The 16,653-nt window shown below is 72.2% G+C and carries 14 protein-coding genes; 4 read left to right on the top strand and 10 right to left on the bottom strand.

Going from position 1 to position 16,653, the window contains the following annotated elements; genetic code table 11:
- Positions 1 to 2 precede the first annotated feature (2 nt).
- From Q0858_RS03380 to Q0858_RS03350, 7 genes are all read right to left on the bottom strand, one after another.
- Positions 3 to 2,786 carry an FG-GAP-like repeat-containing protein gene (locus tag Q0858_RS03380; RefSeq protein WP_299051117.1) on the bottom strand — a complete coding sequence of 928 codons (2,784 nt, stop codon included), beginning with the start codon at positions 2,784 to 2,786 and terminating at the stop codon, positions 3 to 5.
- Positions 2,787 to 3,010: 224 nt separating this feature from the next.
- On the bottom strand, positions 3,011 to 3,781 hold the full coding sequence (locus Q0858_RS03375) for an ABC transporter ATP-binding protein (protein ID WP_299051115.1): 771 nt from the start codon (positions 3,779 to 3,781) through the stop codon (positions 3,011 to 3,013).
- Entirely contained in the window at positions 3,778 to 4,692 is a 915-nt protein-coding gene (locus Q0858_RS03370; protein ID WP_299051113.1) for an ABC transporter permease, read from the bottom strand. Before Q0858_RS03370 ends, Q0858_RS03375 begins: the two co-directional genes overlap by 4 nt.
- Positions 4,689 to 6,674 carry a glycosyltransferase gene (locus tag Q0858_RS03365; RefSeq protein WP_299051111.1) on the bottom strand — a complete coding sequence of 662 codons (1,986 nt, stop codon included), beginning with the start codon at positions 6,672 to 6,674 and terminating at the stop codon, positions 4,689 to 4,691. The genes Q0858_RS03370 and Q0858_RS03365 overlap by 4 nt, the downstream gene beginning before the upstream one ends.
- Positions 6,671 to 7,852, bottom strand: a complete 1,182-nt coding sequence (gene glf, locus Q0858_RS03360; RefSeq protein ID WP_299051109.1) for a UDP-galactopyranose mutase — start codon at positions 7,850 to 7,852, stop codon at positions 6,671 to 6,673. The genes Q0858_RS03365 and glf overlap by 4 nt, the downstream gene beginning before the upstream one ends.
- Before the next feature lie 6 nt (positions 7,853 to 7,858).
- Entirely contained in the window at positions 7,859 to 8,776 is a 918-nt protein-coding gene (locus Q0858_RS03355; RefSeq protein ID WP_299051108.1) for a glycosyltransferase, read from the bottom strand.
- The gene (locus Q0858_RS03350) at positions 8,769 to 9,680 is read right to left on the bottom strand and encodes a glycosyltransferase family 2 protein (protein WP_299051107.1); all 912 of its coding nucleotides are present in this window, start codon (positions 9,678 to 9,680) and stop codon (positions 8,769 to 8,771) included. The genes Q0858_RS03355 and Q0858_RS03350 overlap by 8 nt, the downstream gene beginning before the upstream one ends.
- A gap of 25 nt (positions 9,681 to 9,705) precedes the next feature.
- Between Q0858_RS03350 and Q0858_RS03345 the strand changes: the two genes are divergently transcribed.
- Positions 9,706 to 10,518, top strand: a complete 813-nt coding sequence (locus Q0858_RS03345; protein WP_299051106.1) for an inositol monophosphatase family protein — start codon at positions 9,706 to 9,708, stop codon at positions 10,516 to 10,518.
- Between the two features lie 242 nt (positions 10,519 to 10,760).
- The gene (locus Q0858_RS03340; RefSeq protein WP_299051104.1) at positions 10,761 to 11,081 is read left to right on the top strand and encodes a GIY-YIG nuclease family protein; all 321 of its coding nucleotides are present in this window, start codon (positions 10,761 to 10,763) and stop codon (positions 11,079 to 11,081) included.
- Positions 11,082 to 11,385: 304 nt separating this feature from the next.
- Here the strand turns inward: Q0858_RS03340 and Q0858_RS03335 are convergent, their stop codons facing one another.
- The gene (locus Q0858_RS03335) at positions 11,386 to 12,738 is read right to left on the bottom strand and encodes an LCP family protein (RefSeq protein ID WP_299051102.1); all 1,353 of its coding nucleotides are present in this window, start codon (positions 12,736 to 12,738) and stop codon (positions 11,386 to 11,388) included.
- 246 nt (positions 12,739 to 12,984) lie between these two features.
- Positions 12,985 to 13,602 (bottom strand): GNAT family N-acetyltransferase, encoded by a 618-nt coding sequence (locus Q0858_RS03330; protein WP_299051100.1) that lies wholly within the window; start codon positions 13,600 to 13,602, stop codon positions 12,985 to 12,987.
- Positions 13,603 to 13,656: 54 nt separating this feature from the next.
- Here Q0858_RS03330 and Q0858_RS03325 point away from each other — a divergent pair, with 54 nt between their 5' ends.
- On the top strand, positions 13,657 to 15,018 hold the full coding sequence (locus Q0858_RS03325) for an LCP family protein (RefSeq protein WP_299051099.1): 1,362 nt from the start codon (positions 13,657 to 13,659) through the stop codon (positions 15,016 to 15,018).
- Positions 15,015 to 15,908, top strand: coding sequence for a crotonase/enoyl-CoA hydratase family protein (locus tag Q0858_RS03320; protein WP_299051098.1), 894 nt, complete (start codon positions 15,015 to 15,017; stop codon positions 15,906 to 15,908). Before Q0858_RS03325 ends, Q0858_RS03320 begins: the two co-directional genes overlap by 4 nt.
- Here Q0858_RS03320 and Q0858_RS03315 read toward each other — a convergent pair whose 3' ends face one another.
- Positions 15,909 to 16,649 carry a dienelactone hydrolase family protein gene (locus tag Q0858_RS03315; RefSeq protein WP_299051097.1) on the bottom strand — a complete coding sequence of 247 codons (741 nt, stop codon included), beginning with the start codon at positions 16,647 to 16,649 and terminating at the stop codon, positions 15,909 to 15,911.
- Positions 16,650 to 16,653: the final 4 nt, after the last annotated feature.

Raw genomic sequence — 16,653 nt, 5'->3', positions numbered from 1 at the left:
GATCAGCCCATCAGGTTCCAGGCGCCGTCCCACCGCGTGAGCAGGCGCCGGGTCTCGTAGGTGCCGTCGTTGCGCCGGTTGCGCGACCACAGCAGCCGCGACTCGCGGTCGCCCACGACCAGGTCGGGCGCCCCGACCAGCCGGAGGTCGCTGACGGTGGTCGCCCAGTCCCAGCTCGTGCCGGCGTTGACCTCGGGCCGGAAGTAGGCGACCAGCGCCGCGGGCGCGGCGACGGGCTCGCCGAGCTCGGCGGCCCCGCGACCGGGCCACACGAGGGCGCGGCCCCCGCGGGTGCCGAGGAGGTCCGGCTTGTCGTCGCCGGTCACGTCGCCCACGGCGCGCAGGCCCTGGACGTTGCTGAACCCGGTCCCGATCCGCGCCTTCGCCGCGAAGCCGCCCGCGCCGTCGCCGCGGTAGAGGTTCAGCACGCCCTTGCCCTGACGGACCACGACGTCGCCGTGGCCGTCGCCGTTCATGTCACCGGCGGTCATCAGTCGGTTCGCCCCGGACAGGTCGACGTCGGTGACGATCGGCTCCAGCACCTCGGTGGTGCCCTTGTGCGGCACGACGACGACCTGACCGCCGCTGCGGGCCAGGAGGTCGGGCCAGTCGTCGCCGGTGAGGTCGACGCCGCCGCTCAGCGACCCGAGTCCCTCGGCCCCCGTCACCGGCCCGATGGCCGGTCCCAGGGTCAGGTCGGGCTCCACGCCGTGCAGGACGGTCGCCCCGCCCTGACGGCGCAGGAGCAGCTCGGCCCGGCCGTCGCGGTTGACGTCGCCGACACCGGCCACGCCGCTGAGCGCCGACAGGCCCTCGGCCAGCTGCTGGCGCGGCAGCACGGCGACGCGGCCCTGGCCCGTGCCGCCTCCACTGCTGAGCGCCCCGCGGTGCACGAAGGCGCGGCCCTGGGCGTCGACACCGAGGAGGTCGCCGTACCCGTCACCGTCGACGTCCCCGAGGCCGGTGACCCGGTCGTAGGTGTTCCACCCCGCACCCAGGACCTGGCGGGAGAAGCCCCCGCGGCCGGTGCCGAGGAAGGCGGTCAGCCGCCCGCTGGAGTCCGTGCGCCCCACGAGGTCGTGCCGCCCGTCGCCGTCGAGGTCACCGGCGGCCACGACCGTCGACATGCCCGCGAACCCCTTCGCCTCCCGGACCGGCGCGCCGAAGGTGCCGTCGCCCGCGCCGGGGTGGATCGCCGCGCGGCCGCCGTCCACGGCGACGAGGTCGGCGACGCCGTCGCCGGTCAGGTCGGGGCTGGCGAACACCTGGGCGGACGCCGGGACGCTGCGCGTCACCGGGCGTGCCGTCGTGAACTTCGTCCCGCCGGCGGTGCGCAGCAGCAGCAGGCGGTTGTCGCTCGCGCGCCGGACGGCGAGGTCCGGGTGGCGGGTGCCGACGAGGTTGGAGTCGAGGTCGGGCGTGCCCGACACCTCGACCGGCGGCTCGGTCGGCGGCTCGGTCGGGGGCTGCTCCCCCCCGTTGCCGTTCTGCGCGGCCTTCGCGAGCGAGCGGATCGCGCCGAGCCGGTCGTAGAGGTAGCGGCCCGGGCAGGCGGTCGAGCCGGCGTCGCGGTGGCCGTTGATGGCGCTGGCGAAGCGACGGCCCGCGATGGTGGCGCCGGCCCCGGCGTCCACGCCGTGGATCCCGAGCTTCCAGCCCATCAGGGCGCCGTACGCCCGGACCATGGCGTCCGGTGCGGTGGCGGTCTCGAAGTTGCCGATCGCCGACATCGCGAAGGACTCGTGGTTGTAGCCCAACGTGTGGGCGCCGATGACCGCGCGGGTCACCCCGCCGTACCGGCCCTCCCAGATGCGGCCGAACTTGTCGACGAGGAAGTTGTACCCGACGTCGCTCCAGCCGCGGCTCTGCGTGTGGTACGCGTAGATGCTCCGCAGCATCCCCGGCACCTGGTCGGGCGAGTAGTCGTTCGCGTTCACCGTGTGGTGCACGAAGCCACCCTTGACCGAGCCGTAGCTCGGGCTGCCCGAGCGCAGCCGCTCGTCGGCGCCCCACTGCGCGCGGGAGAAGATCGTCGGCCTCGCGGCGCCCGCGGCGGCCGACAGGGCGAGGTCGCCCTCGCTGGACTCTTGGGTGGCTGCCTCGGCGGGCTCCGCTCCGTACGCCGGCGCCTCGGTGTCGGTGCCCCGGGACTCGCCGGGCCCGACGACGGCCAGCCTCATGTCGGCGGGCATCGCGCCCTCGTCGGTCTCCGCGCGGACCTGGACCTCGTCGACCTCGCCGACGAAGGTCGGCTCGGTGCCCGGCCGCGATCGGCGGGCCTCGGCGCTGCCGGGGTCGGGGGCGTGGTCGTCGTGGTACTCGACGTCGTCCCAGCGGCTCCAGGCCCCGTCGCCGGTCCGGGTCCGCACCGAGACGGCGATGCCGTCCTCGCCGACCTCCTCGGCGTCGCCCCAGGTGACGCCGACGGCGCCGTACCCGGTCACCGGCTCGGCCTTGCTCAGCAGACGACCGCCCGCCAGCGCGGACGGCGTGGAGCGGGCGCTGCGGCCCGGCTCGCTCCGCTGCGCCGCGGAGGTGTCGGCGGTCAGCTGGTGCTCGACGACGATCGGCTCGACCGGCGCGGTCTCCACCTCCGCGTCCTCGACCCGGTACGCCGCGGGGTCCATCAGGACGCGCGCGTCACCGACCGTCCCGGGCTCGTCCGGCATGCGGTCGACCACGTCGAGCGTGGCGATCCCGGCGGCCGGGGCCAGGACGACGAGGACCACCGCGAGGGCTAGCAGCTGCTGGCACACGGTGACGAAACGAGCCTGCGAAGGACGCATCCTGGTGACTCCAGAGCCGGGGAAGATTCACTCGAGCACCCAAGTTTCACACCAGTCACATGCGTTACGGCAGGGAACTGAGTAAGTACAACTCTGTAATTTCCAGTCGACACGCCGACGACGGCGAGAAAGTCGGCGCGTCGCGGGGTCGACGTCGCCTCGTCGGGGCGCGAGAGGCACCAGGTCCGGGGCTCGGAGCACCTCGACCACCGGGTGGGCGAGCGTCAGATGTCGGCGCCGAGGTCGTCGTCGGTGTCGTCCTCGTCGGGCTTGCTGTCGTACTTGAGGTACTTGATGCCGGCATTGGTGGGGCCGTCGAAGCCGACGCGGCCCTCCTCGAGCACGATGACCCGGTCGCACATCTTGCGCACCGACCCGGGGGCGTGGCTGACGTAGAAGATCGTGCGGCCGGAGTCGCGAATCTCCTGCATCCGCTCCATGCACTTCTTCTTGAAGGGCCGGTCCCCCACCGCGAGGACCTCGTCGGCCAGGAAGATGTCGGAGTCGACGTGCACCGCCACCGAGAAGCCGAGGCGGGCGGTCATGCCGGACGAGTAGTGCCCGACCTGGGAGTCGAGGAACTTGCCGATGTCGGCGAAGTCGACGATGTCGTCGAACTTCCGCTTCGTCTCCGCCTCGCTCATGCCCTGGACGGCGGCGTTGAGGTAGATGTTCTCGCGCCCCGACAGCTGCGGGTGGAAGCCCGCGCGGGCCGCGATGAGGCCGGCGATGCGGCCGCGGGTCAGCACCGAGCCCTTGTCGGGCCGCATGACGCCGTTCACGAGCTTCAGCAGCGTGGACTTGCCGGAGCCGTTCAGCCCCATCAGCCCGATGGACTCGCCCTGCTGCACCTCGAACGACACGTCCTGCAGCGCCCAGAAGCTGTTCGACAGCTCCTGGCGGCGCACCGCGGCGACCGTCACCTGCTTGAGGGTGCGGTGGTAGCGGAGCGTGAACTTCTTGGCGACGCCGTCGACGACGATGGAGGTGGTCACAGACGCTCCGGGATCTTGTTCTCGAGCCGGCTGAAGACCAGCTGACCGATGACCAGCACGACGGCCGAGCCGACGAACGCGCCGAGGCCGATGGTGAGGATGTGGTCGGGGATGTGGAGCCGGGTGTACTCGGCAGGGTCGTCCGTCGTCCCCACCCAGAAGGCGCGCTGCACCAGCAGGACGGCGTCCGCTATCGGGTTGAGCAGGTAGAACTGCGCCACGGGCCCGAAGCGCTCGGAGACGAGCGTGTACGGGTAGATCATCGGCACGCCGAAGCGGACGAAGTTCGTCAGCACGTTGACGACCTGCGAGAAGTCACGGAAGAACACGTTGGCCGCGCTGAACAGCAGCGCCAGCGCCGTGCCGAGGGTGCCGACGATGAGCAGGGCCACCAGGAGCCCGAGCATCCCCACGGGGTCCGGTGTCCACCCGTAGAACAGGGCCACCACCACGAGGATCACCAGCTGCGGGATCACGTGGTAGCCCGACACCAGCATCGAGGCCACCGGGAACATCTCCCGCGGCACGGCGAGCTTCTGGACCAGCTGCTTGTTGCCCACGATCGAGCGGGTGCCGGCGTTGAAGGTCTCGGTGAAGAACGAGACGATCACCAGCCCGCAGAAGACGTGGACGGCGAAGTTCTGGAACCGCGAGCCCAGGCCCACGACGATGCCGAGGATGAAGTAGTAGAGCAGGAACTGCGTGAACGGGTTCACGTAGGACCAGATGATCCCCAGGAACGACGCCTGGTAGCGCGCGCTGATCTCGCGACGCACCAACAGGCGCAGCAGGTAGCGACGGCGGAACACCTCGAGCAGGCCCGTCGTGGCCGCCGGGGCGACCAGGGGCAGGTGCGAGACGTCGTACGGCTCACCCTCCGCGGACGCGCTGCGGGGGGCGACGTCGGTCACCCGTCCCTCCAGGGCCTCAAGGTCTCCTCCCACGCCTCCGGAGAGGTGATGCGAGGCAGGGCGTCGCGGTACTCGCGGGCCAACCGGGGCCACTCGCGCTTGAGGCGCTCGTGGATCTCGACCGTCTTGGCGAGCTGGGCGCGGAACGTCTCCGGGTCGCGGCGGTAGAGCGCGGCCGAGGTGCCGTCGTTCATCGACACCACGGCCGAGTCGAGGGTGCCCAGGCGGTACCACTTGGCGTCCGTCGCGCGGACCTCCGCCTCCGGGTGGGTGCGTGAGAGCTCCCGCGGGCGCTTGACCTGGCGGAGCGGCTGCAGCCCGGCGCGGACGAGCAGCTCGAGACGGGTCGGGATGTGGTTGCCGTCGCGGCCCTTGCGCGGGGGCTTCGACCGCTTCACCTCGGGGAACGCGTCGGGGTCGGACTCGAGCCGGCCGTCGAGGAACTGCTTGCGCATCGCGTTGACCTCGGCCAGACGCGTGGGCAGCACCCGGTGCAGGTGGTCCGGCCCCTTGAGGACGTCGAGGAGGGCCTGGTGGCGCATCTCGACGGTCGAGTACTGCATCGAGATCAGGCGGGCGATCTGGTGGTTGCGGCTCTCCCGCACCATCCGGCCGCCCTTCTCGTACTTGCTGTGCAGCAGGGCGGCGACGAAGCGGTTGCGCTGGTGGAAGTAGGCCTGCCAGTCGACCGCGTCGTTCTTGTCGGTCCACGGCACGTGCCAGACGGCGGAGCCCGGGAGGCTCACGGTCGGGATGCCGGCGGCCTGGGCGCGCAGCCCGTACTCCGAGTCGTCCCACTTCAGGAAGAGCGGCAGGGACAGGCCGATCCGCTCCATCGTGGAGCGCGGGATGAGGCACATGAACCAGCCGTTGTAGTCGACGTCCACACGGCTGTGCAGCCACCGGGTCGAGCGCAGGTTGCGGGCGGCGAAGTCCCAGTCGCTGACGACGCCGGGCGCGGAGCCCCACCAGAAGGTCCAGGGCTGGACCTTCTCGCCGTAGCTGTGCAGCCGCGCGCGGGAGTAGAGGCTGAACATGTGGCCGCCGACGATCGTCGGGCGGCGGGCGAGGTCGCCGAAGGTGACGGCGCGGACGATGCTCTCGGGCTCGCAGACGACGTCGTCGTCCAGCATCAGGGCGTACGTCGCCGTGCCCTTGCGGACCGACTCGAGCTGGCCCCGGGCGTACCCCCCCGAGCCGCCGAGGTTGCCCTGCTCGTAGATCCGCAGCGTGTCGCCGAGGGCGTCGCGGGCCGCGGCGAAGTGCTCGGAGTCCACGACCTTCTGCGTGCCCTGCTCCATGACCATGACCGAGTCGAGGTAGGGCCTGAGGTGCTCGTCGGAGCCGATCTGGGCGATCAGGTTCGCGCAGAAGTCCGGACGGTTCATGGTGGTGATGGCGATGTCGACGGTGCCGTGCTCGGCCCGGTCGTCGGGGACCTCGGCACTCCACTCCGCGCCCAGCAGCGTGGCGTCGCTGTCGCCGCTGACGAGGTCGTACCAGTACCAGCCACCGTCCACGAACGGCTTCAGCGGGAGGTCGAAGGCGAAGGTGGCCTTCGACTCCTCCCCGGTGCTGCCGCCGTCCACGCGCTGGGAGCGGCCGTCCGCCGTCGAGCGGTAGACGACGAGCGTGGCGCCGGCACCGGCGACCTGGACCGTCAGGCGCACCTCGTCGACGACGGTCCAGCGGCGCCAGTAGCTGGCGGGGAAGCCGTTGAAGTAGGTGCCGAACGACAGGCGCTCGCCCGACGGCACGCGCATCGCCGTCCGGGACTCGACCTGCTCGGGACCGATGGTCTCGCCGCCGCCGGTGCCACCGCGCATGGCGGTGGCGTTGACGGCCTGGGCGGTCTTGTTCGACCCGACCTCGTAGCGGTCCAGGTCGAGGCTCGCGGGCTTCGAGTCGACGTACAGGCTGATGACGTCCAGGTCCCCGTCGACGGGAAGGATCTGGCGCTGCAGCAGTCGGCGAGCACTCATGCGTCGACACCTCCGCTCGTCAGTGCCGCGCCCTCGGCGAAGTGGGGACGCAGCGTGTTGTCGTACATCGACAGGGCCGAGCCGATCGCCATGTGCATGTCGAGGTACTGGTAGGTCCCGAGCCTGCCACCGAAGAGCACCATGGGCTCGGCCTTGGCCTTCTCGCGGTAGCGCAGCAGCTTCTCGCGGTCCTCGGCGGTGTTGACCGGGTAGTAGGGCTCGTCGTCCGGGCCGGCGAAGCGGCTGTACTCGTGGACGATGACGCTCTTGCCCGGCAGGTGCGTCTTGGCGCGCTCCGGGTGGAAGTGCTGGAACTCGATGATGCGGGTGTACGGGACGTCGGCGTCGTTGTAGTTGACGACCCCGGTGCCCTGGAAGTCGTCGACGTCCACGACGGACTCCTCGAGGTCCACGGTGCGCCACGACAGGCGGCCCTCGGAGTTGCCGAAGTACTCGTCGACCGGCCCCGTGTAGACGATCGGGACCTTGCCCCGGAACTCGTCCGCGACGTCGAAGAAGTCGGTCTCGAGGCGGACCTCGATGTTCGGGTGGTCCGCCATGGCCGTCAGCCAGGCGGTGTAGCCGTCGGTCGGCAGGCCCTCGTGGGTGTCGGAGAACCACCCGTTCTCGTAGGTGTAGCGGACCGGGAGGCGCGTGATGATGTCGGCCGACAGCTTCGTCGGGTCGGTCTGCCACTGCTTGCCGGTGTAGCCCTTGATGAACGCCTCGTACAAGGGGCGCCCGATCAGGCTGATCGCCTTCTCCTCGAGGTTCGTGGCGTCCTCGGTGGCGATCTCGCTCGACTGCTCGGCGATCAGCTCGCGCGCCTCGGCCGGCGTGTGCGCCTTGCCGAAGAACTGGTTGATCAGCGACAGGTTCATCGGCAGGGAGTAGATCTGGCCCTGGTACTTCCCGAACACCTTGTGCCGGTAGTCGGTGAAGGTCGTGAACCGGTTGGCGTACTCCCACACCCGCTCGTTGGAGGTGTGGAAGAGGTGCGCGCCGTACTTGTGGACCTCGACCCCGGTGGTCGGCTCCTTCTCGGAGTACGCGTTGCCCCCGAGGTGGTGGCGCCGCTCGAGGACGAGGACCTTCAGGTCCAGGTCCCGCGCGCAGCGCTCGGCGATGGTGAGCCCGAAGAATCCGGAGCCGACGACGACAAGATCAGGGAGTGACACGGGGAGTCAGTCTACGGAAGTGGAGGGCAGGGGCCGCATCGCCCGCGCGTGGCGGAGCGCCCGGACCACGTTGCGTGCCTCACCCCGCCCGCCCCGGACCGGGCTGAGGGCGACCACCACCGCCGTGATCAGCCAGGGCTTGGCCCGCACCCGGGCGTTCTCGCCGTAGCGCAGGTGCACCGCGAAGAGGTTGCGGTACATGTAGTACCCCTTCCACCCCGCCAGGTCGTGCTGCTGGTCGAAGTCCAGCTGCCGGACGAGCACGGCGTCGCGGACGGCCAGGATCCGCCGACCGGCACGCCGGGCGCGGATGGCGTAGTCGCAGTCGTCGTAGAAGATGAAGAACGAGGCGTCGGGCAGGCCGATCTCGGCGACCACGGAGCGACGGACCATGAAGCCCTCGAACGCGACGTTCTCCAGCTCGACGGTCGCGGGCATCGCCCCCCGGGTGCCGTACGTCGTCTCGACCATCGCGGTCTTCGGCTTGATCGCGCGGGCGTGGCGCAGGTCGAAGGTGAGCGCGGCCTTCTCGACCAGTGCGCCGGCGCGGTCCTCGCGGACGGCCATGAGGCAGTCCTCGTCGTACGACAGCAGCACGCCGAGGCAGTCGGGGGCGGGCACGACGTCGTCGTCCATGAGCCAGATGCGGTCGAAGCCCTGCTCGTACGCCGCCTTGACGGCGCGGCGGAAGCCGCCGGCCCCGCCGAGGTTGGTCTCGGCCCGGTCCACCTGCAGACCGGGCAGGTCGTGGGCGGCGAGGACCTCGGGGGTGTGGTCGGTGCTGGCGTTGTCGACGACGATCACCGCGTCGGGCGCGGGGTCGAGCGCGGCGAGGCCGTCGAGCATGCCGCGCAGCAGGTCGGCGCGGTCGTAGGTCACGACGGCGACCGCCACGGTCTCGCGCCGTCCGGTGGGGTCACCCACGCAGGAACCTCCGGTGGCCGGTGAAGTCGCCGCGCAGGCCGGCGTACGCCGCCCGGGCGGACAGGGTGATCCGGCCCGGGTCGCGGCGGGTGAACGAGTAGAACCAGACGGTCTTGACCCAGAAGGCGACGACGTGGGCCCAGCCGCGGTAGTCGCGGAGGTTGACGGTGTTGTTGCGGGCCATGCAGTAGGCCTTCAGCTCGCTCGGGCTGTGGTTGTACGTCGTGCGGCCGAACATCATGGGCGTCCCGAGGTCGCCGACGCTCGGGTGACGCACCCGGGCGCCGGCCACGGTGGCGACGCGGCCGCCGGCCCGCTCGGCGCGCAGCCGGTACTCGTGGTCGTCGCCCCAGATGAAGAACTCCTCGCGGGGCAGCCCGATCTCCTCGACGAGGGCGCGGGTGACGAGGACCCCGTTGAAGGGGATGACGACGTCCGCGAGCAGGCCGTCGGTCGCGGCGGCCTCGACCTCGGCGACGCGGTGCGCGGTCCGGATGCCGCCGGGCAGGCGGATCGGGAAGACGAGCTCCTCGGGGTGGTCCTGGTCGACGACGACGGGCCCCCAGAAGTCCAGGTCGCCGGCGTGGCGGAGCAGCACGGGCAGGCAGTCGACGTCGGGCAGGCCGTCGTCGTCCATCAGCCAGACGAGGTCGGCGCCGCGCTCGAGCGCCCAGGCGAGGCCCTCGTGGAACCCGCCGGCGCCGCCGGTGTTGGTCGTCAGCACGCGGGAGCGGAGGTCGTCCCGGCCCTCGCCCGTCCTGGCGAGCCACTCGCCGGTCCCGTCGGTGCTGGCGTTGTCGACGACCAGGACCTCGTCGAGACCGGTCGTCTCGCCGAGCCGCTCGACGAGGGTGGTGAGGAGGGGGAGCCGGTTGAACGTCACCACCACCGCCACCACCGTCACGGCGGCCACCCTACTGTTGGGGTTCGTGGACACCGACGCCGTGCTGGAGCTCATCGCCGACGTCGCCGCGCGGGTGATCACCCCCCGCTTCCGGTCGCTGACGAGCGACGAGGTCTCCGAGAAGAACCCCGGCGACCTGGTCACGATCGCCGACCGCGAGGCCGAGGTGGAGCTGACCGCGGCGCTCCTCGCGGCGTACCCCGACGCGGTGGTGCTCGGCGAGGAGGCGTACGCCGGCGACCCGGCGCTCGCGGACCGCTTCACCGCCGCCGCCCGCTCCGGCCACGCCTTCACCGTCGACCCGGTCGACGGGACCAAGAACTTCGTGAACGGCTCCCCCGACCACGCCGTGATGGTCGCCGAGCTCCGCGAGGGGCTCGTGACGCGCGCGTGGATCCACCAGCCGCAGCACGGCCGCTCGTACGTCGCCGAGCGCGGCGCCGGCACGTGGCGCGACGGTGAGCGGCTCACCGTGCCCGAGGCCGGGGACGACCCGGCCGCCTGGCTCCCGGTCACCTCGAAGCGCCGGTGGCGCGGCCGGGGCCTGCCGGGCCTGCGGCCCTTCGAGCTGACCTGGGTCTGCTGCGGCCTGGACTACCCCTCGCTGATCGAGGGCAAGGCCACCATCGCGCTGTACGGCAACGGCGCCCCCTGGGACCACGCCCCCGGCTCGCTCCTGGTCACCGAGGCCGGCGGGGCGACCGGCGGCGCCGACGGGTCGCCGTACGACCCGACGCGGGCGCACCTTCTCGACGAGCACGGCCCCCTCGTGGTCGCCGCCTCCCCCGCCGTCCACGCCGTCGTCGCCCCCCTCGCGGGCTCGCTCGTCGCCCCCTGACCCGGCCCCTTCCCGGTGGTTGAGGTGTGACGAGCGCCAGCCGTCCCGCTGGTTGAGGTGCGAGGAGCGCCAGCCGTCCCCGCTGGTGGAGGTGCGAGGAGCGCCAGCCGTCCCCGCTGGTTGAGGTGCGAGGAGCGCCAGCGACGAGCCTCGAAACCCGGTGACCTCCACAGGGCGCCCACGGTACGGACGTTGTGGACGACGTCCTCCGGACCACCGCGTGGACGCCGAGACTGCCGCCCATGGCCCACACCTACGTCCTCCGTTGCAGCGACGGCACCTACTACGTCGGGAGCACCATCGACCTGGTGCGCCGCCTGTGGGAGCACAACCACAGCGACGACCAGGGCGCGGCGTACACCCGGCGCCGGCGACCCGTCGTCCTGGTCTGGTCCGGTGAGTACGACTCGATCGAGGAGGCCTTCGCGTTCGAGAAGCGCGTCCAGGGGTGGAGCCGCGCCAAGCGTGAGGCGCTGATCCGCGGTGATTTCGCCGGGCTCCCGGCGCTCAGCCGGCGCAAGGCGGTCCAGGCCCGTCTCGCGGGCGAGGACAACGGCGGGTGAGCTCGGACTGCCTCACCGGGTTTCGAGGCTCCTCGCTAGCGCTCGTCACACCTCAACCACCGCCGAACCCCACGCTGGTTGAGGTGCGAGGGCCCCCGGGCCCGAGCCTCGAAACCCCGCGACCCGACCGACGTCCCCTCACCGGGTTTCGAGGCTCCTCGCTGGCGCTCGTCACACCTCAACCACCGACGGGCAACGCTCCTCGCTGGCGCTCGTCACACCTCAACCACCGACGGGCAACGCTCCTCGCGGGCGCTCGTCACACCTCAACCAGCGTTCGGATCCACCAGCGCTCGCGTGCCGCTCAGCAGGTGGCGCCGAGGTCCTCGGCCTGGTTGGCGGCGTAGCCCTCGCTCATCGAGCCCAGGGAGCCGCCGGTCATGTCGGTGGGGGTCTTGGTGCGCTTGCGGGACGGCTTGGGGGCGTCCTTGCCCTCGGCGCGGTCGATCGCGTTGCTGATCCGGTTCTGGATCAGCTCGATGTCCGGGTCCGCCGTGTTGATGAGCGGCGGCACCAGGGAGACGGTCGAGACGGGCTCGTTGCGGGCCTTCAGCGCGAGCTGGGCGAAGGTGCCGACCTCGGAGTTGGGGACGTCGGTCGAAATCATGTCCGAGCCGGCCTGGGCGATGTCGGAGAAGTTCCTCAGGGCGCTCTGGGGGCTGATCTGCTGCAGCATCGCGCTCATCACGCACTTCTGACGGGCCATGCGGGAGTAGTCGTCGGACCCCTCGCGGGCCCGGGCGTACCAGAGCGTGTCGTGACCGTCGAGCGTGCGGACGCCGGGCTCGATGTAGCCGGTGACGTCGTCGCCGAGGCCGCCCACGGGGATCCGGTCGCGGACGGTGAGCTCGACCCCGCCGACGGCGTCGACCAGCTCGGTGAAGCCGGCCATGTTGACCATCGCCCAGTAGTTGATGCGCAGGTCGGTGATGCCCTCGATCGCGTCGATGGTCGCGTCGATGCCGGGGTTCTTCGACTTCTTGAACAGCTCGGGGTTGTCCGTGGCCCAGGTGCTGACGGCGTTGAGGTAGCAGTCGTCGCAGGTCCAGCCCTCGGGGAACTGCTTGTCCATCGTGCTGCCCTTGCGGAACGAGAAGTTCGCCATGTTCCGCGGCAGCGAGATCAGGACGGTCCGGCCGGTCTCGGCGTCGATGCTGGCGACGGTCATCGAGTCGGGACGCAGCCCGACGCGGCCCGCGCCGGAGTCGCCGCCCATGAGCAGCACGTTGTAGCGGCCGGCGGTGGCCGCGGTGGCCTCGCCGTCGCTGAACATCGACGACATCAGCTCGCGCTGCACGCCCACGACGTGCGCGCCGAAGAGCAGGGTCCCGGCGACGGTGAAGCAGAGCAGGCCGTTCACGCCGACCGCCGCCACCCGCTGCGGCTGGCGCAGGGTCAGCGGGTCGCCGAGGCGCCACGCGTCCATGAACAGGGTGGCCCAGCCGACCGCGAGCGCCATGAGGACGAACCGGAAGACGCCGAGCACGAGGGTGTCGGAGGCGAGCTCGAAGACCATCCCGTGCCAGACCAGGCCGGTCGCCAGCAGCGCGACGACGACCACGATCAGACCCACCCAGATCCGCAGCGCGACGCGCCCGACCTGGCGGTTGCCCGCGAGCAGCTGCGCCGATCCGGGGGCCACGAGCGTCAGCAGCATCAGGGTGATCGCGCGGCGGAACCGGACCCTGGCCGCACGGTCGTCGGGGGTCGCGGACCCAGGGGACGACCGGGGCCCCGCGGGGTGCGGGGTGACCGGAGGACGGTCGAGCGACATCGGGACCTCTCTGCTCGGGGGAAGGAAGCAGCGACGTGCCCGTCAGTATCACCAGCCCCACCTGTCACAGCCTCGACGGCGCGCCGAACCCTCGACCTGAACTTCAGGGTGAGACCGGCGACAGGTGGGTCAGACGGTGAGACGGGCCAGCGCCGCCTCGACCTCGGGGGTCGGGTCGCGGTCGAGGAAGACCAGACGGACGGCGTCCGCGTCGGGATTCCCGACGTCCGGTCCGCGGCGGACCAGCCGCAGCCCGAGCGCCTCCGCCGTACGACGGGAGCCCACGTTGTGCTCGACGAGGAAGGCCAGGACGGGGCGCGCGGGGTCGACGTCGTACGCCGCGGCGACGGCGTGCCGGGCCGCCTCGAGCGCGAGCCCGGCGCCGTGCACCGCCGGGGCGAGGCGGTAGTAGACGTTCCACCAGGGCCTCCCGTCCGGCACCGAGCACCCGACGCGACCGACCACCGGGGACCCCGGACCGGCCGCCGCCAGGCGCACCGACCAGGGCGCCAGGCCGTCGCGTGCCCACCAGGCCGCGTCGGCCGCGACCGTCGCGGCGGTGCGGGCGAGGTCGTGGTGGCGACCGCTCGGGAAGTGCCGCCAGACGCGGGCGTCGGCGTGCAGCGCGCCGAGCGCGGGCAGGTCGGCGGGGTCGTAGGCGTCGAGCAGGAGGCGCTCCGTGCGGGTGTGCCGCCAGTCGCGGGCACCCTCGCGCACCCGGGCGGCGACGGCGTCGTGGTGCGGCACGCCCGCCATCGTGCCTCGCCCCACCGACACCAGGGGGCCCGGTACGGTCGCCGCATGGCAGACGGGCCGCAGGGCGGCGGGCAGGGACCCGAGAGGGGCACGCCCGAGTACGACTGGCTCTACGGCACGTCCACAAGCGGCCCCGGCGGCGACAGCGGTGCCGGCGCCCCTCCACCGCCCCCGTCCCCGGGGAAGCGGGCCGCGCCCAGCCCGGACGACGAGTCCACGCAGGTCTTCCGTCAGCAGGGCGGCACCCCTCCCCCGGCCGGCCCCCCGCAGCAGCCCCCCGCGGGCCGCGACCCCTACGACCTGTACGGCGGCGCGGGCGGCCAGGGCCAGGGCGTCGGCGCGACCCAGTCGATGCCGGCCGTGGGTCGCGGCGAGCCGCCCCGGCGCGACGAGCCGCAGCGTCGTCCTGTGCCACCGCCGGGACCGGCGCCCGCCCCGAGGACGCAGCGAGCGCGTCGGCGTCCGCGCTTCCGCGCCCGCTACCTCGTGCTGCTCCTGGCGGCCTGGCTGGTCTTCATCGTCGCCGTGCCGATCATCGCCTACTTCCGCATCGACCGCGTCGACGCGTTCGGCGACGACCGCCTCGACAGCCAGCCCGGCACGAACTACCTGCTCGTCGGCAGCGACTCCCGGGAGGACCTGTCCGCGGACGAGCGGGAGGAGCTCGGGACCGGCGACGCCGCCGGGCGTCGTACCGACACGATCATGCTGCTGCACGTCGGCAGCGGACCGAACCTGCTGATGTCCATCCCGCGCGACTCCATCGTGGACATCCCCGGCGAGGGCACGAACAAGGTGAACGCCGCGTTCGCGATCGGCGGGCCGGAGCTGCTGACCGACACGATCGAGTCCAACACGGGCATCCGGGTCGACCACTACGTCGAGATCGGCTTCGGCGGCTTCGTCAACATCATCGACGGCGTCGGCGGCATCGAGATCTGCCCCGAGCAGGCGATCGACGACCCGCTGGCGAACCTGGACATCAAGAAGGGGTGCCAGGAGGTCGACGGCGCCGACGCCCTCGGCTACGCCCGCACCCGCAAGACGTTCGCGACCAGCGACATCCAGCGCGCCGAGAACCAGCGCGAGGTCGTCTCGGCGGTCGGCGCGAAGGTGTTCTCCCCCTGGTCGGTGCTGAACCCCGTGCGCTGGTGGCGGCTCAACATCGCCGCCGCCGGCTCCCTGCGGGTCAGCGAGGGCACCGGCCCGTTCGCGCTCGGTCGCTTCGCCTTCGCGATGACCCGTGTGGACGGCGAGAACGGCCTGACCTGCGGCGTCCCGATCGCGGACCTGGCGGTCAACTGGGACGCCGAGAGGTCCGAGGAGATGTTCAACCGCATCCGCAACGACGAGACCGAGAAGATCGGACGCCAGCTCTGCACGCCGTCCGGACTGGCGAACCAGTGAGCACCGACCCCGGGTACGAGACCCTCGACTGGACGGTCGCCGACGGCGTCCTCACCCTCACCCTCGACCGCCCCGACGCCCTCAACTCCTTCACCGTCGCGATGGCGGACGAGCTGATCGACGCCTACGGGCGCGCCTCCGCCGACGACGGGGTCGGCGCGATCGTCGTGACCGGCGCCGGCCGCGCCTTCTGCGCCGGGATGGACCTCAGCAGCGACGGCAACGTCTTCGGCCTCGACGAGGACGCCGACGTGACGCCGACCCTCCTGCGGGAGCGGTTCGACGACCCGGCCGTCGTCACCGGCGTGCGCGACCTCGGCGGACGGGTGACGCTCGCTGTCCGCGACTGCACCAAGCCCGTGATCGCGGCGATCAACGGCGCCGCGGTGGGCATCGGCGCCACGATGACGCTGCCGATGGACGTGCGGCTGGCGTCGACGTCGGCGCGGATCGGGTTCGTCTTCGGCCGGCTCGGGATCGTCCCCGAGGCCGCGTCGTCCTGGTACCTGCCCCGGATCGTCGGGATCTCCCGGGCGCTGGAGTGGAGCTACGCCGCCGACATCCTCACCGCCGAGGAGGCCCACGAGGGTGGGCTCGTGCGCTCGCTGCACGCCCCCGACGAGCTGCTCGACGCGGCGTACGCGCTGGCACGGCGGTTCACCGAGAACCGCTCCCCCGTCGCCGTCGCGATGACCCGTCGGCTGATGTACGCCGGGCTCGGCGCCGCGCACCCCGTCGAGGCGCACCGCGCCGACTCGATCGCGATGTGGCACGCCTCGGTCGGGGACGGCAAGGAGGGCGTCGCAGCCTTCCTGGGCAAGCGCGCACCGGAGTTCACCGGGCGCGCCTCCGAGGCACCCGCCCTGTTCGACGACCCGGCGCTCGAGTAGTCAGCCGCGCAGGGGTCCGTACAGGTCGCGGAGCGCGTCGAAGTGGCGCGCGGTGGCAGCGGCGTCGTACACCGAGGTGTCGGCCATCGTGTAGCCGTGGCCGGCGCCGGCGTACACCTCGTTGACGGCGGTCAGGCCGTGCTCGTCGAGGGTGCGGCCGAGCTCGGCGACCGCCTCGGCCGGCATGGACGCGTCCTGGTCGGCGTGGCCGAACGCGAACGACGCGCGGGCCGACGCGAGCGTGCGGTGCGGGCTGTCGTCGGCGTCGGTCACCAGGCCGCCGCCGTGGAACCCGCCGCATGCGGCGACGTCCTCGGCCATGGCGCCCGCGGCACGGACCGCGACCGCGGCGCCCATGCAGTAGCCGTGGACGCCGACCGGTCCGGTGACACCGAGCGCGCGGAGGGCCGCGACCCCCGCGCGGCCGTCGGCGACGGCCTGCTCGGCGGTGTAGGCGTGCACCCGCTCCATCGCGGGGCCGAAGAACGCCTCGCGCGCCCCCGGGGCGGTGAGGTCGCCGTCGGGCGCCATCTCCGCGGCGGGGCCGAAGCGGTGGAACAGGTTCGGGACGAGCACCGTGTGGCCCCACGACGCGATCTCGTCGGCCATCTCCTCGAGGCGCGGGCGCAGACCGATGGCGTCCATGCACAGCAGGACGCCGGGCCCGCCGTCCGGCCCCGCCGTCACGTAGGCCTCGACCCTGGCGCCGTCCGGTCCGTCGATCTCGATGCGCTCACCCATGCTC

Origin of the sequence: uncultured Nocardioides sp. (genome assembly GCF_947489365.1) — a bacterium.
In the GTDB taxonomy this organism is placed as follows: domain Bacteria; phylum Actinomycetota; class Actinomycetes; order Propionibacteriales; family Nocardioidaceae; genus Nocardioides.
This window is presented reverse-complemented; position numbering and strand designations above follow the sequence as displayed.

What these genes read in the sequence shown, in the direction of transcription:
- Q0858_RS03365 (WP_299051111.1), bottom strand. Translation starts at nt 6,674, where the DNA reads ATGAGTGCTCGCCGACTGCTGCAGCGCCAGATCCTTCCCGTCGACGGG.
- Q0858_RS03380 (WP_299051117.1), bottom strand. Translation starts at nt 2,786, where the DNA reads ATGCGTCCTTCGCAGGCTCGTTTCGTCACCGTGTGCCAGCAGCTGCTA.
- Q0858_RS03340 (WP_299051104.1), top strand. Translation starts at nt 10,761, where the DNA reads ATGGCCCACACCTACGTCCTCCGTTGCAGCGACGGCACCTACTACGTC.
- Q0858_RS03325 (WP_299051099.1), top strand. Translation starts at nt 13,657, where the DNA reads ATGGCAGACGGGCCGCAGGGCGGCGGGCAGGGACCCGAGAGGGGCACG.
- Q0858_RS03335 (WP_299051102.1), bottom strand. Translation starts at nt 12,738, where the DNA reads ATGCTGCTGACGCTCGTGGCCCCCGGATCGGCGCAGCTGCTCGCGGGC.
- Q0858_RS03315 (WP_299051097.1), bottom strand. Translation starts at nt 16,649, where the DNA reads ATGGGTGAGCGCATCGAGATCGACGGACCGGACGGCGCCAGGGTCGAG.